Here is a 24,565-nt window from a genome sequence, read left to right as displayed (position 1 = left end):
TTTCGCCCATTGCCGCAACCGGTGTGGCGCGCTGAACGTACGGTCGGATCATGATCCACCGGCGTCGTCTCGTGTCCCCCGTCCTGCTCGGCGCGCTGGTCGCCGCGTGGGCCGGCCCCGCCTCGGCCGCCCCGCCGGCCACCGTCGCCGCGGACGCGGCCTATTGGACGGCCGGGCGTCTCGCCGCTGTGGCGTCGGTCACAAAGGGACCCACGGTGGCACGCGGAACCGCCGTCCGCCGGGTGCCGGCCGGCATCCCGCAGGGTCGTTACGTCGCCGGGATCCCGCAAGTGGGCACGTTCTTCGTGGCGTCACCGGACGGCAACACCAGTTGCACCGGCAGCGTCGTGCACAGCCCGGCTCACGACCTGGTGCTGACCGCCGGGCATTGCGCGTACGGGTGGCAAAGCTCGACCACGCACCGGATCTTCGTGCCCGCCTACGCGTACGGCAAGGACGCCGCCCACCAGCCGTACGGCTTCTATCCGGTCACGCAGTTCGTCCTCGACCCGCGATACCGGCCCAGCCCGCCCACCGCGGCCGTCACCGATCTCGACTTCGCCTTCGCCCGGCTCGGCGCCGGCAGCGACCGCCGGCAGGTGGAGGACGTCACGAAGGCGCTGGCCCTGACCACCACGCCGTCCTACCGCAACACGGTCACCGTGATCGGCTACCCGGGGAGCTCGCACAACCCGGGCCACAAGGCCATCGCCTGCACCGTGCCGACCACCCGGCTCGCCGGGTACCGGCAGATGCGGATGGTCTGCGGCGGCTTCTTCGACGGCGTCTCGGGCAGCCCCTGGATCGCCGGTTACGACCCGCTCCGGCACACCGGCCAGGTGATCGGCGAGGTGGGCGGCCGCGGCGGTGGCGGCGACGACCAGGACCACGACTGGATCAGCTACTCACCGATGTTCGGCAGCGAGCTGCTTTCCCTGTACCACCAGGCGGTCAGCGCCGGGTGACGGTGGCCAGGCGCTCGTACGGGATCTTCTCACCGGCCTCGACCGCGACCGGCAGGCGGTTCTCCGCCGGCGGGAGAGGACAGGTGGCGAAGTCGGTGTAGGCGCACGGCAGGTTGGTGGCCCGGGTGAAATCGAGGACCACGGTGCCGTCGGCGGCCGGCGGGTCGATGGCCACGCTGCGGTTCGCCGGGTAGGTGGTGACGCCCGAGGTCTCGTCGGTGAACAGGGCGAAGAACGAGCCCGGCGTACGACCGTTGAAGACCGTCAGGGCGAGCGCTGTGCCGTCCACCTCGAACTCGACGCGCCCCGGCGACTCGTACACATGCTCCAATCCCTCCACCGCCGCGCCGACGGTGACGTCACGGGGCGCGTCGAACGGCACGAACCGGCCGGTGAGCACCCATCGGTCGTCGGGCTCGTAGGCCGGCGTGCCGTGGAAGGCCAGGCGCAGCGGGTTCTCCGGGTGCCGGGGCCGGACGATGTCGAAGCCGCCCCGCTTCGCCACCTCGATGACGGCGTCGCCGGCCACGGCGTCGACGCCACCTCGCTCATCGATCACCCCGAACGAGTGTCGCCCGGTGACCGGGACACCGCCGACGGTCAGGGACTCGCCGTCGCCCAGCTCGACGACCACGCCGTCCGCCCCGGTCGACCACTCGCCAGGCGCGTCGGGGAAGCGCCGCGGGGTGCCGGTGAGGAAGTTGAGGCTGGTCACCGCCAGGAATCCATGCGGATCGGCCAGCCGGCGTTCGTGCTCGGCGTGCCACTGCGCCCACGGCTGTACGCTCATGCTCCCAGCCTATCCCTATCCCCGCGATAGGAATAGGCCCGCGCGTTTCACGAAGTCGTGACAGACCTGTGGTGCCTCGTGGCCGGGTTCAGCGGGTGCCGTTCCGCACCGGATAGTGGATGACGACCACACCACCGGTGGCGTAATTGGCGACGTCGGCACTCACCTGCTGGCCCTGCGGAGACGCCCGGGCCGCGGTCATCGCCGCGGCGTCGGCGAACTCGGCCTCGAAGACCGCGAAGTACGGCGTCTGTCCCGGCGCCGCCGCCACCTCGAAGCTGTAGCGCCACGCGAGCAGGCCTGGCATGCGCGCGACCAGCGGGAGGTGGTGGGTTACGTAGTAGTCGCGGAAGTGGTCGGGATCGGCGGGCTCGGGATACAGGACCATCAGCTTGTGCATGACAACCACCCCTTCCAAGTGCTTCGGAAATCGAAGCGCTGAGGCGCACGATAGTGTGTCGGATATCGAAGCCGCAAGAGGGGACGGTACGACGGATGGCGGCACCCAGGCCGGGCCGGGCGGTCCGCGGGTCGAGCACCGGCCGGCCGCTGATGGCCGCCCTCGACCTGTTCGGGCGTAGGTGGAACCTGCGGATCATCTGGGAACTGCGACACGGGCCGGTCGGGTTCCGTGCGCTGCAGGAACGCTGCGACAACATGTCCTCCAGCGTGCTGCGGCAACGGCTGACCGAACTGCTCGACGCCACCCTCGTCGAGCAGCAGCCGGACACCACGTACGCCCTCACCGAGCTGGGCCACGGCGCCCGCCGCGCGCTGGGCCCGCTCGTCCGGTGGTCCGCCGAGTGGGCCGCGACCCTCTCCGCCGCCGATCCCGAGGACGTACCCCAGGGCTTCTGATTTCGAAGCGTTGGCCTCCTTCGGAGTGCAGCGCCGGCTGGACCGGTCCGAGATCAGCTCGCTCACCCACGGGTCAACCGGCGACGCGTGCTGGACGGCACCGCGCGACCGGGCGCTGATCCGGCCTGAATCTGCCATCATTGCCGCGTAGTCTCGCCGAACGGGGGTCTGTGTTGATCCAGCCAGTGGTGACCCAGATGCATTTGCCGGCCGGCATGGCCGGGCCGGAGCCGATGGATCTCGACGTCCGTTGCTTCATCGTTCCCCACGCGAGCGGCGTGACCATCGTCGACACCGGCCCCGACAAGTCCGCGTCGAGGATCGCGGACAAGCTCGCCGAGATCGGTGGCGGCTGGGGCGACGTGACGGACGTGATCCTGACGCACCATCATCCCGACCACACCGGCGGCCTGGCCGATGTCATCGAGCACGCGCCGGCCGCCACCGTCTGGGCCGGTCCCGACGACACCTTTCCGGTCTCTGTCAGCCCGGCCCGGGAGGGCGCCGTGATCCGGGGACTTCGCGTCATCGCCACGCCGGGGCACACCGCCGGACACCTGAGCCTGCTGGCCGTCGAGGACGACGTGCTGCTCATTGGTGACCTGGCCGGCAACCGGGACGGCCGGCTCGTCCGAGCGCCCGAGCCGTTCACCGCGGACGCCGCCGAGGCCGAGCGGTCGCTACAAAAGGTGACGCTGCTCGACTTCGCCCGCCTGCTTCCGTCCCATGGAGCGCCGAGCGACCGCCAAGCGCTGCGCGATCTTGTCGCCGCGCGCTGAAGGGAGGTAGTCGGTCACGACAGGTCGCCGTAGCTGACGCCGCGGCGGGCGTCGTCCGAGCGGAGGATGCCCCGGACCCCGCCGATCCGCGCGCCGGCGTAGACGGCCGGGTAGCGCCTGCCGGAGATGTGGGGATTCACCGGGTTTCGTTCGTGGGCAGGCTGGGTCGGGGGTCGTCCAGGTCGGTCGCGAGGTAGCGGACCACGCCCGCGCCGTACCGGTGTTCCAGGAGCAGGGGCCGGCCGTCGGGGGTGCGCATCAGCACGGTGGCGCCGGCCGGTTCCACGTCGTCGAGCCAGCGGTGACCGGTCTCGCCCGGCTGCGGCAGCACGTGCCGCACCACCCGCGCGCCGATCAGGTCGTCGAGCGCGCCCGGTGTGGCCCGGCAGCAGCCGTCGACCAGGCCACTCGCGAAGGTGAGCACCAGCGTGCCGCCGCCGCGGACGTAGTCGCGCAGCGCCCGGTGCCCGGCCGCCGGCAGCAGGTAGAGCAGCGGCGCGACGACCAGCCGGTACCGGCCCAGGGGAGCGGAGGGCGGCACCACGTCGACGATGCCGCCGATCGCCTGATGCCAGCGCCGGCAGGTGGCCTCGTAGTCGAGGCCCCCGGCCGGCAGGTGCGGCGACTGCCAGGCCCACATGGTCTGTTCGTCGTAGATCAGCGCGGCGGTCGCCGTCACGGTCACCGGCGCGCGCCCGGCCACCTCGGCGCCGAGCGCGCTGATCGCGGCGAAGACCGGGGTGTCCGGGCCCTGGTGCGGCACGATCGCCGGATGCCACTGCTCGGCACCGCCCCGGCTCTGCCGCCACTGGAAGTACATGATGCCGGTGGCGCCGCGGTCGAGATAGGTCAGCGCGGCCGGCCGGGCCTGGGCGGGGTCGATCGGGGGCGCGTGCTCCATCAGGAGCCAGCGGCCGTCGCGGGCCCAGCCGCGGGCCCGGTCGGCGGCGAAGGCCCGCTCGGCGAGGTGGTCCACCGAGGACGGGTAGTCGTCGATCGCCACCAGGTCGACCTCGCGGGCCCAGCGGGCGTGGTCCACCGGCACCCAGCCGCCGAGCACGAAGTTCGTGGTGACCGGGGCGTCGCTCACCCGCAGGATCGACCGCTGCGAAAGGTAGTGCGCGAGCATGGCGTCCGAGACGAAGCGCCGGTAGTCCAGCAGGTGGGCGGGGTTGCCCAGGTACTGGGTGGCGCGCGGGGGCAGCACCTCGGCCCAGTCGCCGTAGCCCTGCGACCAGAAGGCGGTGCTCCACGCCTCGTTGAGCCCGGCCAGGTCGCCGTGGCGGTCGGCGAGCCAGGAGCGGAACCCGGCCGCGCAGTGGTCGCAGTAGCAGGTCGTCCCGTACTCGTTGTGGACGTGCCAGAGCCGGACCGCGTCGTGCCCGGCGTAGCGCGCCGCGAGCTCGCGCGTGATGCGCGCGCAGGCCGCTCGGTACGCCGGGGCGTTGACGCAGTACGTGTCCCGGGAGCCGTGGGTCAGCCGTACCCTGTCCGCGGTGACCGGCATGGCGTCCGGGTGAAGCCGGGTGAACCACGGCGGCGGCGACGCGGTCGGGGTGGCCAGGCAGACCCCGATGCCGCCGTCGCCGAGCAGGCCCAGCACCCGGTCGAGCCAGCCGAAGTCGAACTCCTCCGGCGCCGGCTGCAGGCGCGCCCAGGCGAAGACGCCGACCGTGACCAGGTTGACCCCGGCCCGGCGCATCAGCTCGACGTCCTCGGCCCAGACCTTCTCCGGCCACTGCTCCGGGTTGTAGTCGCCGCCGAAGTGGATCATCCCTTGATCGCCCCGAGCAGCATGCCCTTGGTGAAGTGTCGCTGCACGGACGGGTAGATCAGCAGGATCGGCACGAGCGTCAGGGTCACCACGGCCATCTGGATGGCGAGCGGCGCGATCTGCTGGGTGCCGAAGTACTGGCCCGTGTTGGTGACGCCGGTGCCGGGCAGCGCGCTGCCCTGCAGGGTGTACGTGTAGATCACCATCTGCAGCGGCCACTTGTTGTTGTCCGGCAGGTAGAGCAGCGCGTTGAAGAACGTGTTCCAGTAGCCGACCGCGTAGAACAGCGCGATCACCGCGGTCACCGCGCGCGAGGTCGGCAGCACCACCGACCACAGCGTGCGCCAGTCGCCCGCGCCGTCGATCGAGGCCGCGTCGATCAGCTCTTGCGCGGTGCCGGCGAAGAAGCCGCGCATCACCAGGATGTTGAAGACCGAGACGGCGCTGGGCAGCACCAGCGACCAGTAGTTGTCGTAGCCGCCGAGCGCCGACACGACCAGGAACGTCGGGATCAGGCCGCCCGAGAAGAACATCGTCACGACCAGGACCATCAGGATCGTTCGATGCCCGTACGAACCGGAGCGGCTGAGCCCGTACGCGCAGAGCACCGTCGTCACCATCGAGAGCACCGTGCCGATCACCGTGATCGCGAGGCTGACGATGAGCGAATGGATGATCAGCTGGTTCGTGAAGATCTGGTGGTACGCCTCGACGGTGAGCCCGTGCGGCACCAGGACCATGCCGCCGGCCCGGTTGACCGAGCCCTGGGTGGAGAAACTGGTGATCACCACCATCCACAGCGGCACGATCACCAGGGCGACCGTCACCAGCAGGACGGCGCCCTTGCCGGTCTGGCCGGCCTTGGTGTGCGGCTCCTCCCAGCTGGGCCGCAAGTTCCGGGTCGCCTGCACGGGTGCGGATACGGTGGTCATTTCCGGTACAGTCCGTCCTCGCCCACCAGGTGCGCGATCTTGTTGGCCGCCAGGATCAGGATCAGTGAGAGCACGCCCTTGAACAGCGACGCCGCGGCGCCCAGGCTGAAGTTCGCGTTGACCACGCCGTAGTAGAAGGCGTACGTGTCGAGCACCTCGGAGGCGTCCCGGCCGACCGCGTCGCGTTGGATGAGCAGCTGCTCGAAGCCGACCGTGAGGATGTTGCCGAGGCGCAGCACCAGCATCAGCACGACGATGCTGCGGATGCCGGGCAGGGTGATGTGCCACATGCGGCGCCAGCGGCCGGCGCCGTCCACCGCGGCCGCCTCGTAGAGGTTCTGGTCGATGGCGGCCAGGGCGGCCAGGAACACGATGATGCCCCAGCCCGCCTCCTTCCAGACCACCTGCGCGGTGACCAGGAACTTGAACGTGTCCGGGTTGGTCATGATGTCCCAGGTCGCGATGCCGTGCTGGCGGAGGAACTGGTTGAGCGCGCCGGCCCCGCCGAGCATCTCCTGGAAGATCGTGATGGCCAGCACCCAGGAGAAGAAGTGCGGCAGGTAGACGATCGACTGCACGACCGTACGGACCTTGTTGCTCATGATCGAGTTGAGCAGCATGGCCAGCGCGATCGGGATCGGGAAGAACAGCACCAGCTGCACCAGGCTGAGCACCAGCGTGTTCTGCAGCGCCGACCAGAACGTCGGGTCGGCGAAGAGCGACCTGAAGGTGGTCAGGCCGGTCCACGGGCTGTGCATGAAGCCGGCGTAGATGCTGTACGACTGGAAGGCCGTGGCCGTGCCGAACATCGGCACGTAGTTGAAGACGACGAGCAGCAGCACCGCCGGCGCCGTCATGATCAGCAGGGCACGGTCGCGCCGGAAGCGCCGCCGGCGCTCGTCGCGCTTGCGGACGCCCGCGACGGACGGCGCCGGGCACGCCGGCACCGCGGGGGGCGCCTTGGGTATCGCCGTCAAAGCTCTGGCTCCTCGGAACTACGGGGAAGCACGGCGGCCCGGTCGTGGCCGGACCGGGCCGCCGATCCCGGGCCTTACTGACCGGTGCCGTATTTGTTGCGGATGTCCTCGTAGAACGCGCGCAGCTGGTCGCCGCCCTGCGCCTTCCAGGTCTTCAGCGCGTCCTGGTAGGCGGAGACCGGCTTGCGGCCGAAGCGGATGTCCTTGCAGATGTCGGTCATCGGCTGGGTGAGTTTCGCGTACTGCGCCGGCTCGGTGACGTTCATGCCGTAGAAGAGCGGCTTCTTGGCGTACTTCACCATGTCGCCCTCCCACGCGGCGTAGTCCTTCGCGACCTGGACGTAACCGGCCTGCACCGGTACCGGGGTGATCGGCGTGACCAGGAACTGGAAGGTGGTGGCGACCTCCTTGCTGCCCTTCTCGGTCAGCTGCGGGTTGCCGTCCTTCATCGTGTAGTCGACGCCCTGCTTGCCGAAGTTGACGGTGAGGAACTCGGCCGAGCCGTACGGGGAGGCCAGGTAGTTCGCGATCGACAGGCACTCCTTGATCTGGTCGGCGGACAGCTTCCCGTTCAGGAACGAGTACATGCCGGCGGCCGCGTTCATCAGGATCTCCGGCTTGCCGTCGGTCGACAGCGGCTTGAAGGCCTGCCGCTCGTACGTCGGGTTGGCCGCCTTGCCGGACTGGGCGTCGCCGCCGTTCCACGAGCCGGTGCCGTCGGCCTGGATGACCTCCTTGCCGCTCCAGAACCGCTGGTGGCCCTGATCGGTCTTACCGGCGATCGCATCCGGATGGACGTAGCCGTTCTTGACCTGCTTCGTCATCCAGTTGAGCGCCTCGAGGAACTCGGGCATCTCGTAGCGGTTGACCAGCTTGCCGCTCGCGTCCAGGGCCCACTTGTTCGGGTCGCCCGGGTACTTGTAGATCAGGCCCAGGTAGTCGAACAGGTCGCCGAACGCCCAGCGGCCGGCCTTGGCGTCGGTGAGCTGTTTGCCGGCCGCCTCCAGGTCGTCCGGCGTCTTGATCGAGTCGGCTCTGACCCCGAGCTTGTCGAGGATGTCCTTGCGGTAGTAGAACGCGCCGCCCGCGGTGGCCCCGCTGTAGTAGACCGGCAGGCCGAACAGCTTGCCGTTCCAGATGCAGCACTGCCAGGCCGTGCTCGGGATGGCGGCCAGGTTGGGGTAGGCCTTGACCGCGTCGCCGCTCAGGTAGGGACCGAGGTCGGCGAACTTGTTCACGGCCTCGGCGAAGCCGAGATTGCCCATGTTCCAGCTGGGGATCATCAGCCAGTCGGGCAGCTTGTTGCCGGCGAACAGGGTGGGCAGCGTCTTGTCGTAGTTGACACCGTCCGACGGCTGCATTTTCAGCGTCGCGCCGAGGGCCTGGTTGACCGTGTCGTAGTAGGTGTTGCCGGTGGACGCCGGGATGGCACCCCACAGCGGGGTGATGGCCGTATAGGAGCCGCCCTTGCCCGGGACGCCCGTCGCGGTGGTGGCGGGGCTGGCCGGGTAGGAGAGGTAGACCGGGGTGGAGAAGAAACCGTCGGTGCCCTGGACGCTCGGGATGTCGGGCTTGAGGCCGGCGGCCGCCGTGTAAGCCGGGAGGATCGACTTCAGCTGGTTCTTGTCCGTGGTGCCGGGACCGCCACTGGTCTTGGCATCGCCGCAGCCCGCGACCAGCCCGCTACCCGCGACGGCGAGCGCGCCGAGACCGGCCAGTTCCAGGAACCGGCGACGGTCGGAGCGGACTCCATCGAAAGGGTTCACTGTCCTTCACTCCCTTCAGTGCTTTGTCGATTGCTTCGAAGCGACGCTTGGCGATAGCCTTTAGTTGGGCTTCTAAACAAACAAAGTAGCCGAGGCCCTGCTCAGCCACAAGCCCTGTTACGCCTGCGTTACCGGGTGCTTGCGGTACGGCATGATGGGTGGCGAGGGCAATCGAGCGGGGGCAGGAGTCATTGGTGCTCACCAGGGACAGCGGGCCGCAGCCGGCCGACTTCGCGGATGTCCGCGCGACCAACTTGGCGGTCGTGCTCCGGCATCTGCGGACCGATGCGCCGTGCTCGCGCGCGGATATCGCCGCCGCCACCGGCCTCAACAAGGCCACCGTCTCCAGCCTGGTGACCGACCTGATCGAGCGCCGGCTGGTGCGCGAGGTCGGCATGACGGAGAACCGGATCGGCCGCCCCGCCATGATGCTGGTCCTCGACGGCTCGCCGTACGCGGCGATCGGTCTGGAGGTCAACGCCGACTACCTGACCGCGGTGGTCCTCGACCTGGCCGGGGAGCGGCTGCTCTCCTGGCGCCGCTCGTTCACCGGCGCCGCCAGCAGCCCCGGGCAGGCGATCGCGTCGCTGGCCGCGCTGGCCAAGCGGGTGCTGGCCAAGGTAACCCGCGAGGAGCGCCGGGTGCTCGGCCTCACCGTGGGCGTGCCCGGCCTGGTCGACGCGGACGGCGTGGTGGAGCTGGCGCCCAACCTGGGCTGGCGCGAGGTCGACCTGCGCAAGTCCCTGCTCACCGCGCTCAACCAGCCGTCCTACCCGCTGCTGGTGGAGAACGACGCCAACCTCGCGGTGCTGGCCGAGCAGCGGTTCGGCGGCCAAGGTGCCACCGCCGACCTGGTCTACCTGGCCGGCGGCGCGGGCATCGGCGCCGGGATCATCTGCGACGGCCGCCTGCTGCGCGGCGGGCGTGGCTTCGCCGGCGAGTTCGGCCACCTTCCGATCGATCCGGCCGGCCCGCTGTGCGGCTGCGGGCGGCGCGGCTGCCTCGAGGCGATGGCCGGCCTGGGCGCGCTGATCCGGCGGGCGCTGCCCGAGACGACGGCCTCACCGTCCGAGTTCGGCCCGCACGTCGACGAGATCCACCAGCTGGCCAAGGCGGGCGACCCGCGGGTGCTCGAGGCCCTCGCCGCCACCGGCCGCTACCTCGGCCAGGGCATCGCCATCCTGGCCAACCTGCTCAACCCGGAGTGCGTCGCCCTGGGCGGCTACTTCACGGTCCTCGCGCCGTGGCTGATCCCCGACGCGGAGCGCGAGCTGCTCGCCGGCTCGGTAGCCGGCCACGGCGGCGGCACGAGGGTGATCGCCTCGGCCCTGGACTCCAGCGCACCCGCAGCCGGCGGCGCGGCGCACATCCTGGACGCCATCGACGCGGGCGCGCTGCCCACCCCTTGACCATCCCGTTCAATTTCGGTGAGCTGAGCTCCTGCCGCACGGCTGCTCGGTGCAGGTCACCGGCCGGGCGCGCCCGGCGGGTGAGGTAACGGTCTTCGAGGAGCGGGCGCGCGCCGCCGGGGCCGGACTAGCCTGTGAGTCATGGAGATCAGCATCGGCTTGCCGAACACGTTGAGACATCCCGGACCGCTCATGATCGAGTGGGCCAGACGGGCCGAAGAGCGCGGATTCACCTCGCTCGGGACTATCGACCGGATCGTCTACCCCAACTACGACACCATCGCCTCACTGTGCGTCGCGGCGGGTGCCACCTCCCGGATCGGCCTGCTCAGCGGGGTACTGCTGACGCCGCTGTATCCGCCGGTGTGGCTGGCCAAGGCGGCGGCGGGCCTCGACGCGATGTCCGGCGGCCGGCTCACCCTCGGTCTGGGCGTCGGCGGGCGCGAGGACGACTTCGTCGCGATGGGCCGTTCGATGCGCGAGCGCGGCCAGAACATGGACGCGGCGCTCGAGATCATGCGTACGGTGTTCGCCGGCGAGAAACTCCCCGGCGACGCTTTCCCGGTGGCCGAGCACGGCCACCCGAAGGTACTCATCGGCGGCACCAGCGACGCGGCCGTGCGCCGCACCGTCGAGCACGGGCAGGGCTGGATCGCCGGCGGCGCCTCTCCCGCGCAGGTGAAACCGATGGTCGACCGGATCCGCCGCGAGTGGCACGACGCCGGCCGCGAGGGCGAGCCGCGGTTCGCCGGCCTGGCGTACTTCGGACTCAGCGATGAAGAGACGTCCAAGGGGTCACTGCGCAGCTATTACGGGTTCCTCGGCGACTTCGCCGACGTCATCGCCAACGGCGCCCTGCGGTCGCCGCAGGCCCTGCAGGAGGCGATCAAGGCGTTCGAGGAGGCCGGCCTCGACGAGCTCATCCTGGACCCGACCGTGCCTGATCTCGCCGAGGTCGACCGGCTGGCCGACGCCGTCTTCTGACCCAGTCGCGAAAATCGGCGCCTGGAACGACTCGGCGCTCAACCGCGCGGCCAGCGAGACACCGAGCGCAGGGTCCCCGGCAATCGACTCGGCCGCGCTCCGGCGCCGATAGAACTGCTCGGGGGTCAGCATCACCCGCGGACTCCGCAACCGGACCGCGGCCGGCCTGGCCGGCGCTGGCCTCGCGGCGGTTGCCGTCCTGGCGCTCACCCTGCCGGCCGGGAGCCGGCAGTCCGCTGCCGGTTATCGGATGGGGAGTGAGCGCGGTAGTCCGAACCACGGCAGCACGCTGGTGTCGAAGCGGGTCATGCCGCGGATCCGGTCGCCGGCGAGGGTGAGCACGTAGAAGCCGGTCGCGTGGCGGTTGCCGGCCGGGAGACGCAGGTAGGCTCCGAACGCGGGCTGGCCGTTGGCTCGGGTCGGGACGAGGTCGAACCTACGGCCCGCGCCGAACTGGCGGGCCCAGTAGCGGGCTACGGCGTCACGACCCTCGTATCCGAAGGGCTCCGGCGGCATCGCGAAGAAGACGTCGTCGGTCAGCAGGGCCACCAGCGCGTCGAGGTCGGCCGACTGCCACGCGCGGGCGAACTTGGCCACGATCGCGTCCTCGGCGGATGAGCCTGCGGCCGGCGGCGGTTGGTGGCCGGCGGCCGGCTGCTGCCGGCGTTGGAGGCCGGCGCGGGCCCGTTTGAGGGCACTGTTGACCGATTGGACGGTCACCTCCAGCATGCCGGCCACCTCGCTGGCGTGGAATCCGAGGACGTCGCGCAGGATGAGGACGGCCAGCTGGCGCGGCGGCAGCAGTTGCAGGGCGGTCACGAAGGCCAGCGAAATGGCTTCGGTCTGCTCGTAGCGGTCCTCCGGCCCGGGTGGCCGGCCGGCGGCGCGATCGAGGAGGGCGTCAGGAAACGGCTGCAGCCAGGCGGGCTCGTCGCGCGGGGTCGGTACAAGCGGTTCGTACTTGGACAGATCCCACCCGGTGGCCGGGCGCCGGCTCGCCGCGCGGCGTATGTTGAGGCACCGGTTGGTGGCGATCTTGTACAGCCAGGTGCGGAGCGAGGCGCGTTCCTCGGTGAATCCGTCGATGCCTTGCCAGGCGGCCAGCATTGTTTCCTGGACGGCGTCCTCGGCGTCGGCGAAGGATCCGAGCATCCGGTAGCAGTGCACCTGCAGCTCCCGCCGGTGGGACTCGGCCAGCTCCCGGAAAGCCTCGCCGTCCCCGGCCCGCGCCCGGGAGAGCAGATCGGCTGTCGCCATCCCGCGCTCCTTCCTTCCGCACCATGTCGTGTCTCCGCCCGGTACATACACCGCCCGGGACGCGAACTGGGCGGCTCTCGGGCGCCCAGTTTCCCGGTGCCGCGGTGTATGCACTACCGACCGCAAGCCAACGAGGGGAGCGCGGATCCATGAATAGCATCGCCGCCCCGCCACGGCGGGGCCTGCTCTGGCTCGTCCAAGCCATCGTCCGCGCCGGCGCGACGTTCCCGAGGCGGACCGGACGGCACGACCTAGAAATAGCGACGAAGAAGGCCGCGCCGGTTCAGCGGGCCGGCCCACTACCGCGCCGGCCCGCCCGGGAGGTCGCCCTGCGGTGTCGACGGTACGAGGACCAACGACTTACCGGACACTTGCCATAAGGCAGATACCCTCGTCCCACCAGCAGTAGCGCGAGAACCGGGGACGGCGTCGCTCGAATAGCAGGTCAGTAGTCCGGCGGTCGCGGGTTCGCGGTTGCGTAGCCGGCGCCGCCGGTCCGGTTTCGCCGCATCGTGGGCCCTGCCGTTGTCGAACAGGTTGCGGAGCAGGATACGCAGTTTCTCGTCCACGCCGCGCATTTTTGCAGGACCGCCCGCCCCGCCAGATGGACCCCGTGCCAGCCACGCTCATCGCACGATAATGCCACACGTGAACTTATCGGTGGACCCGGCATTTTCCTCGGACAAACGAATAGTATATTCCGCAGAATTCCACGCTACCGGGCCTTTAGCCGGACTGCATCGGGCGTACGGCGATGGGCCGGGACCGAACGGCCAGGCCTCCCCATGCTTACCCTTCGAGGGCCTGCGCTGGGGATGTCACCTGGAAACTGGAAAGGGGAAAGCGCGCGAGCCGCCGGCGCCACGAAAGCGATCGGAAATAGGACGACCGCAGCAATGCGCTGCGGATTCACGGCATCGGAACGAGGCCCGAACAGCCGGGTACGTTAAAGTGCCATTTCACCGGGTATCCGACGGGCATGGATCCCATCAAGGATGTAGTCAAGTCGGCGGCCGCGAAGATCGCTGAGGCGGGCAAGCCGGCCGTTCCGGGCTCGCCCGGCAGCGCGACGCCGCCGGTCGAGGAGCCGACCACACCCCGTCAGCCCCTGCCGCCCTCGCCGGAGCAGGGCACGCCGGACACGCGTACGCCCACCGGGGCCGAGACCGGCGTGCCGCCGGTCGCCAACGCCCAGCAGGGCGCCTACCTGACCACCTCGGCCGGCACCCGGCTGCGCGACACCGACCACTCGCTGAAAGCCGGCCCGCGGGGCCCCATCCTGATGCAGGACCATCACTTCCGCGAGAAGATCACCCACTTCGACCACGAGCGCATCCCCGAGCGGGTGGTGCACGCGCGCGGGGCCGGGGCGCACGGCATGTTCACCTCCTACGGCAACGCGGCCGGCCTGACTCGGGCCAAGTTCCTGGCCAAGGACGTCGAGACCCCGGTTTTCGTACGCTTCAGCACCGTCCTCGGCTCGCGCGGCTCCGCCGACACCGTGCGCGACACCCGGGGCTTCGCCACGAAGTTCTACACCGAGGAGGGCAACTTCGACCTGGTCGGCAACAACATGCCGGTCTTCTTCATCCAGGACGCGATCAAGTTCCCTGACATCATCCACGCCGCCAAGTGGCACCCGGACCGCGAGATCCCCCAGGCGCAGAGTGCGCACGACACGTTCTGGGACTTCGTCTCGCTGCATACCGAAGCGCAGCACCACACCATCTGGAACATGTCCGACCGGGGCATCCCGCGCTCGTACCGGATGATGGAGGGTTTCGGCGTCCACACGTTCCGCCTGGTCAACGCGGCCGGCGAGACGGTGCTGGTGAAGTTCCACTGGAAGCCCAAGCTCGGCGTGCACTCGCTGACCTGGGAGGAGGCGCAGCTGGCCGGCGGCGTCGACCCGGACTTCCACCGGCGCGACCTCTACGACGCGATCGAGGCCGGTGCGTTCCCGGAGTGGGAGCTGGGCCTTCAGGTCTTCCCGGACACGCCCCAGGAGACATTCGCCGGGATCGATCTGCTCGACCCGACGAAGATCGTCCCGGAGGAGCTGGCCGAGGTGCAGCCGATCGGCCGGATGATCCTCAACCGCACGCCGACCAACTTCTTCGCCGAAAGCGAGCAGGTGGCGTTCCACCTCGGGCAACTGCCGCCGGGCATCGACGTGACGAACGACCCGCTGCTGCAGGGGCGGCTTTTCTCGTACGTCGACACGCAGCTCACCCGGCTCGGCGGCCCGAACTTCAACCAGATCCCGATCAACCGTCCGCACGCCCCGGTCAACGACATGCTGCGGGACGGCTTCCATCAGGACGCGGTGCACGGCGGGGTGGCGCCGTACCGGCCGAACTCGCTGGACGCGGGCAACCCTTTCCCGGCCGGGGAGAACGGCTTCGTCGATGTGCCGGTGCGGGTGGCCGAAGCGCCCAAGATCCGGGAGAATCCCGTTTCGTTCGACGACCACTTCAGCCAGGCGCGGCTGTTCTGGCTGAGCATGTCGCCGGTCGAGCAGGAGCACATCGTCCGGGCGTACTCGTTCGAGCTGGGCAAGTGCTACGAGCAGGCGATCAAGGAGCGGCAGCTGCTCTGCCTGGCAAGGATCGATCCGGTGCTGTGCCGGCAGGTCGCCACCGCGCTGGGTCTGCCCGTGCCGTCGGTCGACGACCCGGTCGCGGAGGTGACGCCCAGCCGCGCATTGTCCCAGGTCGGCCGGATGTGGCCCGGCGATGGCCGGCTGATCGGCATCGTGGCCGGCCCGGGCGCCGATCTGGCCGGGGTCACCGCGGTGCGCGACGCGGTGTTCGCGGCCGGCATGGTCCCGCTGATCATCGCCCCGCAGGGCGGCAAGCTCGGCGATCTGGACGTGCAGCGGACATTCGCGACCGCCCGCTCGGTCGAGTTCGATGCGATCCTGCTGGCCACCGCACCATCGCCGGCCGCGGACGCGGTCCCGGCGCGGGACGAGAAGGCCGGCGCACCCGGTACCGGCGCGGTCGACCCGCGGGTGCTACTGCTGGTGGACGAGGCTTGGCGGCACGCCAAGGCGATCGGGGCCTGGGGCGCCGGTGCCGACTTGCTCGCTCAGGCCGGGATGGCCGGCACGCCCGGCGTCGTCACCGCCCAGGACGGCCCCTCGGCGCTCGCCGCCCTCCAGGAACTGCTCCCCGCCCATCGGGTCTGGCAGCGCTTCCCGGCCGCGGTCTGACGCTCGGCGGGCGATGGCGATGGGCTGACTTCACGGCCGGAACGTGATCTCGGTGAGCCGGGTTCCGGCCTCGAGGACCAGATAGAGGTCGTGCACGGCGGCCGCCTCGACCGGGGTGGCCGTGCCGGGCGGCGCGGTGGCGAGCTCGGCGCCGGTGTACGGGTCGTCGAGGCGCAGGACCACCGGCGGCCCGTCGCCGCCCACGGTCACCTCGCGGCACCCGGTCAGGTCGACGCCGGCCAGGCAGCACCACGCGCCGTCCTCGGTGGACCGGATGGCCTCGCCCCGCACCGGGTCGTCGCTGGCGACCAGGCTGATCCCGCTGTACTCGTCGTGGTCGACGGCGGGGATCGGGCGGTCGAGGGCCCGGCGCGGGCCGATCCGGGTGCCGCGCACCGACAGCGTCGCGGTGAGCCGGATGTCGCTCGACGACCGGCCCACCATGATCTTGTGCCGGGCCGTCTCCACCACGAACCGGTCCGTGGTGATGTCCCAGAACCGCAGGTCGTCCACCGCCAGCTCGAAGGTGACCAGCCGCGACTCGCCGGGCTCCAGGGTGATCTTCTCGAACGTGCGGAGCTGGCGCAGCGGCTGCTTGACCCGGGAGAGCTGCTGGTGCGTGTAGAGCTGCACCACCTCGCTACCGGGACGCCGGCCGGTGTTGGTGACCCAGACCGTGACCGTCACGGTGTCGCCGGGGGCCGCCGACGACTGGGAGACGTCCAGGGCGGAGTAGTCGAACGTGGTGTACGACAGGCCGTGCCCGAACGGGTAGAGCGGGGTGCCGCGGTAGTACTGGTAGGTGGCGTCGTTCGTGATGATGTCGTAGTCGAGGATGTCCGGCAGCTCGCAGGCGCTGCGGTACCAGGTCTGGGTGAGCCGGCCGCCCGGGTCGGCGACGCCGGTGAGCACGTCGGCGAGCGCGTGCCCGAGCTCCTGGCCGCCGTGCGCCAGCCACAGCACGGCCGGGAGGTGCACGTCGGCCCAGCCCACCGCGTACGGATAGCTGGAGACCAGGACCAGGGCGGTGTTGTGGTTCGCCGCGTACACCTCGCGGATCAGGCGGTCGGCGGCCGGCGGCAGCTTGAGGTCGGAGCGGTCCTCGGTCTCCCGGCCGTTGACCAGCGGATGGTTGCCGACCAGCAGCACGACGGCGTCGGCCGCGGCGGCCGCGTCGGCGGCGTCGGCGGCGCCGTCGGCCAGGGTCTCCAGGGTGAACCGGGCGGCGCGCGGGCCCAGGCCGAGCTGGGCGGTGACCGAGCCGAGGCCGGGGTTGCCGGGGGAGCTGTGCGAGCGCAGCGCGACGGTGCCGTCGGGGCGCTGGTCGAGGCGGAACAGTTCGCGGACCACCCACTCGCTCGGCCCGGCCGAGTCGGCGACCAGCCGGCCCTCCCCGGTCACCCGCAGGAACCGGTGGTTGACCGTGGAGCGCAGGGTGACCACGCCGTTGCCCCAGTCGAAGACGTCGAAGCCAGCCCGCTCGCCGCTGAGCCGGATCCCGTCGGCGTCGGCGGCCAGGTAGCGGTCGCCCAGGCGCAGGGCGATCCGGTCGACGCCCTCGGCGTGCAGGACGCGGTCGGCGCCGAAGACCTCGGCGAGGCCGTCGCGGGCGGTCACCGCGTACGGCAAGGTTCCGCTGTACCAGTCGGTGAAGGTGATCGCGGCGTGCGTGCCGATCACCGCGACCGTGCGCTGCCGCGCCGGGTCGAGGGGCAGCAGGCAGCACTCCGACTTGAGCAGCGTGATCGACTCCCGGGCCGCCTGGCGGGCCAGGTCCCGGTGCGCCGGGCAGTTGATCACCTCGGGGGTGACGCCCGCGTAGGGGTTGGCCTCGTCCGGGTCGAACTCGCCCAGCCGCACCCGTACGGTCAAGGCCCGGGTGACCGCCCGGTCGACGTCCTCCTCCTTGATCAGGCCCCGGCGCATCGCCTCGGTGATCCGCTCGATCGTCACCTCGGACCGGTCGTCGGCGTCGGTGAAGCTGTCGATGCCGGCCAGCAGCGCGGCCGCGTGGCTCTCCGCGTGATCCGGGAACCACGCCTGCTGCCGCGGGTCGGCCAGGTTGCTTGGCGCGTACGCGTCGGAGACCACGTAGACCTCGCCGCCGGTCCAGCCGCGCAGCTCGTCGGCGAGGTACGGCGAGACGTGCGCGGGCCGCCCGTTGACCAGGTTGTAGGAGACCATCACCGCGACCGCCGAACCCGCCTCGATCGGCAGGCGGAACGCGGGCAGCTCGTACTCCCGCAGCACCCGCGGACTCAGGTTGCTCGACGTCAGGCAGCGGTCGGTCTCGTTGTTGTAGCCGAGGAAGTGCTTCAGCGTCGGCGCGGTCCGCAGCACCCGCTCGTGGTCGCCGGCCAGACCTCGCGCGTACGCGTCGCCGACCAGGCCGGACAGCAACGGATCCTCGGCGTAGCCCTCCTCGTTGCGACCCCACCGGGGATCCCGCAGCGGGTTCACCACCGGCGCCCACACGTTCAGCCCGCACCGCGCCGGATCCCGCCGATGCATGCCGCGCACCTCGTCGCCGGCCGCCGCGCCGACCCGCCGTACCAACTCCAGGTTCCAGCTCGACGCCAGCCCCAGCGCCTGCGGGAAGACCGTGGCCTCGCCGAGCCAGGCCACCCCGTGCAGCGCCTCGGTGCCGGTGCGGAACGCGGCTACCCCCAGCCGGTCGATCGCCGGCTGGTGCTGATGGAGCATCGCCACCTTCTCCGGCAGGGTGAGCCGGGTCAGCAGGTCCTCGACGCGCTCCTGGAGCGGCACGCCGGGCCGGCGGAATCGAGGGGTCTCGGTCATGGGCACATCCCGCTCATCGAAGCGCTTCGATAGTGAGTTTCTACCGGCGACACGGGGCCAGTCAAGTGATGACGGCCGATGCGTACCGGGCCATGGGAGCGTTTGCATCGACTGAGCTCGATTGACTTAGTTTGACGTCTATCCTAATGTCCGAGCTTCAACCAAGAAGGAGGCAGCATGATCGGCAAGATCCGCCTGGCGGCGGGAGGCCTCGCGGCGCTCCTTGCCGCGGCGTCGCTGTTCGTCGCCGGCCCCGCGCAAGCCGCCACCTGGTCCTCGTCGGACAAGTGGGGGACCTGGTCGAACGGCGGGTACACGCTCTACAACGACGTCTGGGGCTCCGGCGCCGGCCCCCAGACGATCTGGGCCAACTCCTACAGCAACTGGGGCGTGTGGGCGAACCACCCGAACACCGGCGGCATCAAGTCGTACCCGAACGCGACCAGGTACCTCGGCAAGAAGGTCAGCACCCTGGGCACGACCACCAGCAGCTTCAACGTGACCGTGCCGACCAGCGGCGTCGCCTTCGAGAGCGCGTACGACATCTGGTCCACCGGCAACGCGTACGAGGTCATGCTCTGGATGAACAAGTACGGCGCGGTCGGCCCGCTGGGCACCCTGCAGACCACCGTCACGGTCGGCGGCCACACCTGGAAGGTCTACCGGGGGAGCAACGGCAGCAACGCCGTCTTCTCCTTCGTGCGCACCAGCAACACCAGTTCCGGGACCGTGGACATCCGGGCGATCGCCCAGTGGCTGCGCTCGGCGGGCTGGTGGGGCGACGTGACCATCGGCAACGTCCAGTTCGGCTTCGAGATCACTTCGTCCGCCGGCGGCAAGGACTTCATGACGAACTCCTTCTCGGTTACCGGCTGACCCACCCCGCGGCACGTAGGCTCGTTCGCATGATCGATAGGCCGGTTCGCATCGGGCTGCAACTGCAGCCGCAACACATGGACTACGCCACTATCCGCCGTACCGCCTCCGAGGCCGAGGACCTCGGGCTGGATCTCCTCTTCAACTGGGATCACTTCTACCCGCTCAGCGGCGAACCGGACGGTCTGCACTTCGAGTGCTGGACCATGCTCGCCGCCTGGGCCGAGTCGACCTCCCGCGTCGAGATCGGCGCTCTCGTCGCCTGCAACAGCTATCGCAACCCGGAACTGCTCGCCGACATGGCGCGCACCGTCGATCACATCAGCGACGGCCGGCTCGTGCTCGGCATCGGCTCCGGCTGGTTCGAGCGGGACTACCAGGAGTACGGCTACGACTTCGGCACCGCCGGCAAGCGCCTCGACGACCTCGCCGAGGCGCTGCCCCGGATCGAATCGCGCTGGGGCAAGCTCAACCCGCCGCCCACCCGCAAGATCCCGGTGCTGATCGGTGGCGGCGGCGAGAAGAAGACCTTGCGTCTCACCGCCAAGCACGCCGACATCTGGCACAGCTTCGCCGACGCCGAGACGCTCGAACGCAAACTCGGCATCCTCGGCGACCACTGCGCCGCCATCGGCCGCGACCCGGCCGAGATCGAGATCTCCGTCGTGGGCAACGCCGAGAGCCGCGACCGGATGTACGAGCTCGGGGCGCGCCTCTTCACGATCCACACCGGCGGCCCGACGCCCGACCTGACCGAACTCCGCGAGTTCCTGGCCTGGCGAGACAAAATCAACGCCTGATCCACCGGGCGGAGGCCGATCGTGCCGCGGTCTACGACCGCGGCACCGAGTTCGGCGGCCCCATCCGGAGCGGGACCTGCCCGCCGCCTGGCGGGTTTCGTTACCGGCCGCCCACCCGGAGCATGGCGGTATGAGCGAGAGGGAAGAGACCCCGGTTTGGGTGCCGACCAGCGTCAGCGAGCGTGCCCGGCAGTTCCTGGCCGTTCCCCGGGCACCGAGCAGTTGGCCCGCCCCGGACGACGTCGAAGGGTGGGAGAAGCACATCGCCGCGGTTGACTCCGCCATCCTTTCGCGGTTCGCGTCGGCCGCTCAGCTCCCGGTGACGGTGGAAGACCGCGACATCTCGGGCGTTCGCACGTACGTTGCCCGGCCGGAGGGTGTCCCGGCCGAATCCGGACCGATCTTCCTCGACATTCACGGCGGAGCTCTGATCATGTGCGGTGGGCCCGTCTGCCGTGCCACCACCGCGCTGACCGCGATGACCAGCGGCATGATCACCTGGGGTGTCGACTACCGGATGGCACCGCGACATCCCTACCCGGCCGGCCTCGACGATTGTGTCGCCGTCTACCGGGAGCTGTTGGAGATCCGCGATCCTGCCGACATCTTCGTCGGCGGCGTCTCGGCCGGCGGCAACCTCGCCGCGGCGCTGATCGTCCGGGCGAAGGACGAGGGCCTGCCCATGCCCGCGGCCCTGGTGCTGGGCACGCCGGAGCTCGACCTCACCGAGTCCGGGGACACCTTCCACACCAACCTGGCGTACGACACAGTCTTGGGTTCGCTCATGGCGGTCAACCGGCTGTACGCCGCCGGACACGACCTCGCCCACCCGTACCTGTCGCCGCTGTTCGCCGACGTCACCGGCTTTCCGCCGACCTACCTGCAGAGCGGCACCCGCGACCTGTTCCTGTCCAACACCGTGCGGATGCACCGCAGACTGCGTGCGGCCGGCATCGACGCCGAACTGCACGTCGGCGAAGCCATGCCGCACAGCGGCTTCACCGGCGACACTCCCGAGGACCTCGACCTGGCCGCCGAGCGGCGGCGCTTCCTGGACCGGCACCGCCGCTGATCGACTTTCTCCGTGACGCCTTCAGCGGGCGCGCAGCTCCACACAGCAGCGCCCGGTGCGCGGGGCCAGCACCGGCGCCGAGTCGGTGGCGCCGAGGCCGTCGACCAGCCCGGTGAGGAACGCGTGGTTGAGCCCGCACACCAGCGTGGTGTGCCGGGCCGCCAGCGCGTGGAACGGGCAGTTGTGCAGGGTGATCGCCTCGGGGTCGCGGCGCGGCTCGAAGCCCAGGTCGGTCAGCGTGCCGACCACGTCCTGCCCGGGCGGCAGCGCCGCCGACAGGTCCCGCCCGCGGCGGTAGGACAGCCGGGCGGCGGCCTCGGCGGCCGGCTCCTCGCCGCCGGCCACCGCCTCGGCCAGGATGTCCGCGATCAGCTCGTACCGTCGCGCGGGGATGGTCACCGCCAGGCCGTCGCCGGTGGCCTCGTAGACCTTGGGCGCGCGTCCGCGCCCGCGCGGCCGGCCGGTGGGCGCCGCGTACTGCGCCGTGAGCAGCCCGGTGTCGACCAGCTTGTCCAGGTGGAACGCGGCCAGCCCGCGGGACATCGCGGTGGCCGTGGCCGCCTCGTCCCGGCCGACTGGGTGGTCCTGGCGGCGGACGTAGTCGTACAGCGCGCGGCGCGACGGGTCGGACAGGGTGGTGACGGCGGTCCACGGGTCGTCCATGGCGCGAGATTATCACCAACATCGACTATTGAAATTACGCCCGATCACGAGGAGGCTGGCTATTAAAGGTAATGAGCGTTGGTAAAAATGGAGGCCGTGGATGATCGACGACCGCACCTTTGTGATCGTGGGGGCCGGCCTGGCCGGCGCCAAAGCCGCCGAGACCTTGCGCTCCGAGGGATTCTCCGGGCGCGTCGTGCTCCTGGGGGAGGAGACCGAGCGGCCGTACGAGCGGCCACCGCTCTCCAAGGGGCTGCTGCTCGGCACGGCCGAGCGCGTCAACGTCTACGTCCACGCCGCCGACTGGTATCGCCGACACGACGTCGACCTGCGCAGTGGCACCGCGGTGCGCGCGATCGACCGGGCCGCGCGTCAGGTGTGGCTGGCCGACGAGAGCGCCATCGGGTACGACCGGCTGCTGCTGGCCACCGGCGCCGAACCGCGCCGGCTGCCCCTCGTCGGCGACGTCCGCTACCTGCGTACCCTCGCCGACTGCCACCGCCTCGCCGGGAGCCTGCACGAGGGCGCCCGCCTGGTGATCGTCGGCGCCGGCTGGATCGGCCTCGAGGTCGCGGCCGCGGCCCGGGAGCGCGGCGCGGCGGTCACAGTGATCGAGACGGCCCCGCTGCCGCTGCACCGGGTGCTCGGCGACCAGCTGGCCGCGTCGTTCGCCGCCCTGCACGAGGAGCACGGCGTGGTGTTCCACTTCGGCCGGCAGGCCGCCGAGTTCCGCCCGGACGGCGTCGTGCTGGACGACGGCACCCTCTGCCCGGCCGACACCGTGCTGGTCGCGGTGGGCGTGCGGCCGCGTACCGAGCTGGCCCGGGCGGCCGGGCTGGCGGTGGGCGACGGCATCCTCGTCGACCACCAGCTGCGCACCGACGACCCGTTCATCTTCGCCGCCGGTGACGTGGCCGCCGTCGACCACGCGCTGCTGGCTCGCCGGGTCCGCGTGGAGCACTGGGCGAACGCGATCGACACCGGCGCGGCGGCCGCCCGGGCGATGCTCGGCCAGGAGGTGGCGTACGACCGGGTGCCGTACTTCTTCACCGACCAGTACGACCTGGGCATGGAGTTCGCCGGCTGGATCCCGCCCGGCGCCCGGCCCGAGCTGGTGATCCGCGGTGACCTGGCGGGCCGCGAGTACATCGCGTTCTGGCACGACGACGGGCAGGTGCTGGCCGGGATGAACGTCAACGTCTGGGACAGCAGCGAGTCGATCCAGGAACTGGTGCGCACCGGCGTCCAGGTCGACCCGGCCCGCCTGGCCGACCCGGCGGTGCCGCTGACCGAGCTGGCGAACGCCTGACCGGCGGTGGCCGCCCGGCGCGGCGTGATCGGAACACTACGGGAGCGGGAACATGCCGATCCGGCCGTGGAACTCGTGGCCGAGCTGGTCGGTGTCCGAGCCGACCAGCAGGCCCTGCGGGACGGCGACGAAGGCGCGGACGCCGACGCCCCGGCTGCGGGTCGGGTTCCAGGCCAGCGCCTTTCCGGTGGCCGGGTCGACCGCGCCGATGCCCGGGCGCTCGACGGCGCCCGGCCCGACCGTGTAGACCGGCGGCTTCCCCGGGTACTTGACCTTGTGACCGTACGGGTTGTCCAGGTACAGCTGGTGCCCACCCAGGTAGACGGCGGCGCCGGTGATGGCCACGGCGAGCAGCGTGTTGCCGCCGGTGCGCTGGACCCAGACCGGGTCGTGCCGGCCGGGGCCGCCGGTCTGGAAGCGGGCCGCCGCGTCGCAGATCTTGGTCGGGTCCGAGGTGCCGCCGCTGGTCGCCACCACCAGGTAGGAGCCGTCCGGGGAGAACTTCACCTGCCGCACGTACGCCTGGAACTGCGGGGCGCAGGGCACCGCGAACGCGTCGGTGTACCAGTCGGTCAGCGCCGCCCGCGGCCCGGATACGTCGAACATGGCGATCTGCGCCCGCGGGGCGGTTCCGGCCTGCTTCAACGCCCCGACCGCCACCAGCCGCCGGCCGTCCGGCGACAGGTCGAGGCTTTCGACGAAGGTCTGCGGCAGGCCGGGCGCCGACAGCTGGGCGTCGAAGCCGGGGTCGACCGCGCCGGTGTACGCGTCGACCCGGGCCAGGCCGGCCCGCCGGACGCCGTCGACCGCCTTGAACAGGCCGCCGGCGTAGACGTTGTCGTCGCGTACGGCCAAGGCTTTGACGTCACCGTGATCCACGGTGGCCCGGAACCCGCTCACCCGACGGCCGTCCAGCGACAACCGGACCAGGCCGCGCTGCGGCACGCCGCCGACCGTGGTGAACGCGCCACCCGCGTAGACCGTCCCGCCGGGCCCGGCGGCCAGCGCGTGCACGCCGCCGTCCACCGTCGGCGCGAACCGGCTGACCGCGCCGGTGAACAGGTCGAAGGCGAAGATGTTCCGCCGCGCGTAGGTGTGCTTGCGGGAGCTGTCCGCGACCGTGGTGAACTCGCCGCCGACGACCACGGTGCGGCCGACGACGGCGATCGCCCAGACCGCGCCGTCCAGCACGTGCGGGGTGTACCCGACCGGATGCTCGGACACCACCGCCGATTGCGCGAGATCGGCGGCGGCCGGGGTGGGCGGTCCGGTCGTGACCGCGACGGCCACGAGCAGGGCGGCAAGCAAACGACGTCGCATCGGTCGGTCCCGGGTGCTGGA

At 70.9% G+C, this 24,565-nt stretch carries 21 protein-coding genes; 10 read left to right on the top strand and 11 right to left on the bottom strand.

The features are described 5' to 3' along the window. The first annotated feature begins 50 nt into the window (after positions 1-50). Positions 51-965, top strand: coding sequence for a trypsin-like serine peptidase (locus tag IH26_RS0115220; RefSeq protein ID WP_157437202.1), 915 nt, complete (start codon positions 51-53; stop codon positions 963-965). Here IH26_RS0115220 and IH26_RS0115215 read toward each other — a convergent pair. Next, complete coding sequence (locus IH26_RS0115215; RefSeq protein ID WP_030436839.1) at positions 952-1,755, bottom strand: DUF1684 domain-containing protein; 804 nt, start codon at positions 1,753-1,755, stop codon at positions 952-954. The genes IH26_RS0115220 and IH26_RS0115215 overlap by 14 nt on opposite strands. 88 nt (positions 1,756-1,843) lie before the next feature. Continuing rightward, a complete protein-coding gene (locus IH26_RS0115210) occupies positions 1,844-2,155 on the bottom strand; it encodes an EthD family reductase (RefSeq protein ID WP_030436838.1) in 312 nt (103 codons plus the stop codon). Positions 2,156-2,250: 95 nt separating this feature from the next. On the opposite strand from IH26_RS0115210, the gene IH26_RS0115205 reads away from it, so the two are divergent. Next, the gene (locus IH26_RS0115205; RefSeq protein WP_030436837.1) at positions 2,251-2,613 is read left to right on the top strand and encodes a winged helix-turn-helix transcriptional regulator; all 363 of its coding nucleotides are present in this window, start codon (positions 2,251-2,253) and stop codon (positions 2,611-2,613) included. A 197-nt stretch (positions 2,614-2,810) separates the two neighbouring features. Further along, on the top strand, positions 2,811-3,392 hold the full coding sequence (locus tag IH26_RS0115200) for an MBL fold metallo-hydrolase (protein WP_051808133.1): 582 nt from the start codon (positions 2,811-2,813) through the stop codon (positions 3,390-3,392). A 14-nt stretch (positions 3,393-3,406) separates the two neighbouring features. Here IH26_RS0115200 and IH26_RS63895 read toward each other — a convergent pair whose 3' ends face one another. From IH26_RS63895 to IH26_RS0115175, 5 genes are all read right to left on the bottom strand, one after another. After that, positions 3,407-3,532 carry a hypothetical protein gene (locus IH26_RS63895; protein ID WP_281179737.1) on the bottom strand — a complete coding sequence of 42 codons (126 nt, stop codon included), beginning with the start codon at positions 3,530-3,532 and terminating at the stop codon, positions 3,407-3,409. Further along, positions 3,529-5,166: a beta-galactosidase gene (locus IH26_RS0115190; RefSeq protein WP_051808131.1), complete on the bottom strand. Its 1,638-nt coding sequence runs from the start codon at positions 5,164-5,166 to the stop codon at positions 3,529-3,531. The genes IH26_RS63895 and IH26_RS0115190 overlap by 4 nt, the downstream gene beginning before the upstream one ends. Further along, positions 5,163-6,098: a carbohydrate ABC transporter permease gene (locus tag IH26_RS0115185; RefSeq protein WP_030436834.1), complete on the bottom strand. Its 936-nt coding sequence runs from the start codon at positions 6,096-6,098 to the stop codon at positions 5,163-5,165. Before IH26_RS0115185 ends, IH26_RS0115190 begins: the two co-directional genes overlap by 4 nt. Beyond that, positions 6,095-7,075 carry an ABC transporter permease gene (locus IH26_RS0115180; protein WP_245665202.1) on the bottom strand — a complete coding sequence of 327 codons (981 nt, stop codon included), beginning with the start codon at positions 7,073-7,075 and terminating at the stop codon, positions 6,095-6,097. The genes IH26_RS0115185 and IH26_RS0115180 overlap by 4 nt, the downstream gene beginning before the upstream one ends. A gap of 74 nt (positions 7,076-7,149) precedes the next feature. After that, positions 7,150-8,841 (bottom strand): type 2 periplasmic-binding domain-containing protein, encoded by a 1,692-nt coding sequence (locus tag IH26_RS0115175; RefSeq protein WP_051808129.1) that lies wholly within the window; start codon positions 8,839-8,841, stop codon positions 7,150-7,152. Positions 8,842-9,035: 194 nt separating this feature from the next. Between IH26_RS0115175 and IH26_RS0115170 the strand changes: the two genes are divergently transcribed. After that, the gene (locus IH26_RS0115170) at positions 9,036-10,250 is read left to right on the top strand and encodes an ROK family transcriptional regulator (protein WP_030436831.1); all 1,215 of its coding nucleotides are present in this window, start codon (positions 9,036-9,038) and stop codon (positions 10,248-10,250) included. Positions 10,251-10,391: 141 nt separating this feature from the next. Next, positions 10,392-11,234 carry an LLM class flavin-dependent oxidoreductase gene (locus IH26_RS0115165; protein WP_030436830.1) on the top strand — a complete coding sequence of 281 codons (843 nt, stop codon included), beginning with the start codon at positions 10,392-10,394 and terminating at the stop codon, positions 11,232-11,234. Between the two features lie 243 nt (positions 11,235-11,477). Here the strand turns inward: IH26_RS0115165 and IH26_RS0115160 are convergent, their stop codons facing one another. After that, positions 11,478-12,491: a sigma-70 family RNA polymerase sigma factor gene (locus IH26_RS0115160; RefSeq protein WP_030436829.1), complete on the bottom strand. Its 1,014-nt coding sequence runs from the start codon at positions 12,489-12,491 to the stop codon at positions 11,478-11,480. 979 nt (positions 12,492-13,470) lie between these two features. Between IH26_RS0115160 and IH26_RS0115155 the strand changes: the two genes are divergently transcribed. Continuing rightward, complete coding sequence (locus tag IH26_RS0115155) at positions 13,471-15,705, top strand: catalase (RefSeq protein ID WP_030436828.1); 2,235 nt, start codon at positions 13,471-13,473, stop codon at positions 15,703-15,705. 30 nt (positions 15,706-15,735) lie between these two features. On the opposite strand, the gene IH26_RS0115150 is transcribed toward IH26_RS0115155, so the two are convergent. Further along, positions 15,736-18,504, bottom strand: a complete 2,769-nt coding sequence (locus IH26_RS0115150) for a glycoside hydrolase family 3 protein (protein ID WP_030436827.1) — start codon at positions 18,502-18,504, stop codon at positions 15,736-15,738. A gap of 177 nt (positions 18,505-18,681) precedes the next feature. Here IH26_RS0115150 and IH26_RS0115145 point away from each other — a divergent pair, with 177 nt between their 5' ends. From IH26_RS0115145 to IH26_RS0115135, 3 genes are all read left to right on the top strand, one after another. Further along, positions 18,682-19,380, top strand: a complete 699-nt coding sequence (locus tag IH26_RS0115145; RefSeq protein ID WP_030436826.1) for a glycoside hydrolase family 12 protein — start codon at positions 18,682-18,684, stop codon at positions 19,378-19,380. A gap of 29 nt (positions 19,381-19,409) precedes the next feature. Then, the gene (locus tag IH26_RS0115140; RefSeq protein ID WP_030436825.1) at positions 19,410-20,180 is read left to right on the top strand and encodes an LLM class F420-dependent oxidoreductase; all 771 of its coding nucleotides are present in this window, start codon (positions 19,410-19,412) and stop codon (positions 20,178-20,180) included. 130 nt (positions 20,181-20,310) lie between these two features. Beyond that, entirely contained in the window at positions 20,311-21,252 is a 942-nt protein-coding gene (locus IH26_RS0115135) for an alpha/beta hydrolase (RefSeq protein WP_030436824.1), read from the top strand. Between the two features lie 21 nt (positions 21,253-21,273). On the opposite strand, the gene IH26_RS0115130 is transcribed toward IH26_RS0115135, so the two are convergent. Further along, the gene (locus IH26_RS0115130) at positions 21,274-21,915 is read right to left on the bottom strand and encodes a helix-turn-helix transcriptional regulator (RefSeq protein ID WP_030436823.1); all 642 of its coding nucleotides are present in this window, start codon (positions 21,913-21,915) and stop codon (positions 21,274-21,276) included. Between the two features lie 100 nt (positions 21,916-22,015). Between IH26_RS0115130 and IH26_RS0115125 the strand changes: the two genes are divergently transcribed. Then, the gene (locus tag IH26_RS0115125; protein WP_030436822.1) at positions 22,016-23,224 is read left to right on the top strand and encodes an NAD(P)/FAD-dependent oxidoreductase; all 1,209 of its coding nucleotides are present in this window, start codon (positions 22,016-22,018) and stop codon (positions 23,222-23,224) included. Between the two features lie 36 nt (positions 23,225-23,260). Here the strand turns inward: IH26_RS0115125 and IH26_RS0115120 are convergent, their stop codons facing one another. Beyond that, entirely contained in the window at positions 23,261-24,544 is a 1,284-nt protein-coding gene (locus tag IH26_RS0115120; protein WP_030436821.1) for a hypothetical protein, read from the bottom strand. Positions 24,545-24,565 lie beyond the last annotated feature (21 nt).

The sequence above is a fragment of the Actinoplanes subtropicus genome, from assembly GCF_000721705.1.
Classification (GTDB): domain Bacteria; phylum Actinomycetota; class Actinomycetes; order Mycobacteriales; family Micromonosporaceae; genus Actinoplanes; species Actinoplanes subtropicus.
The sequence above is the reverse complement of the archived record's forward strand: the minus strand, read 5'-3'. Positions and strand labels throughout refer to the sequence as shown.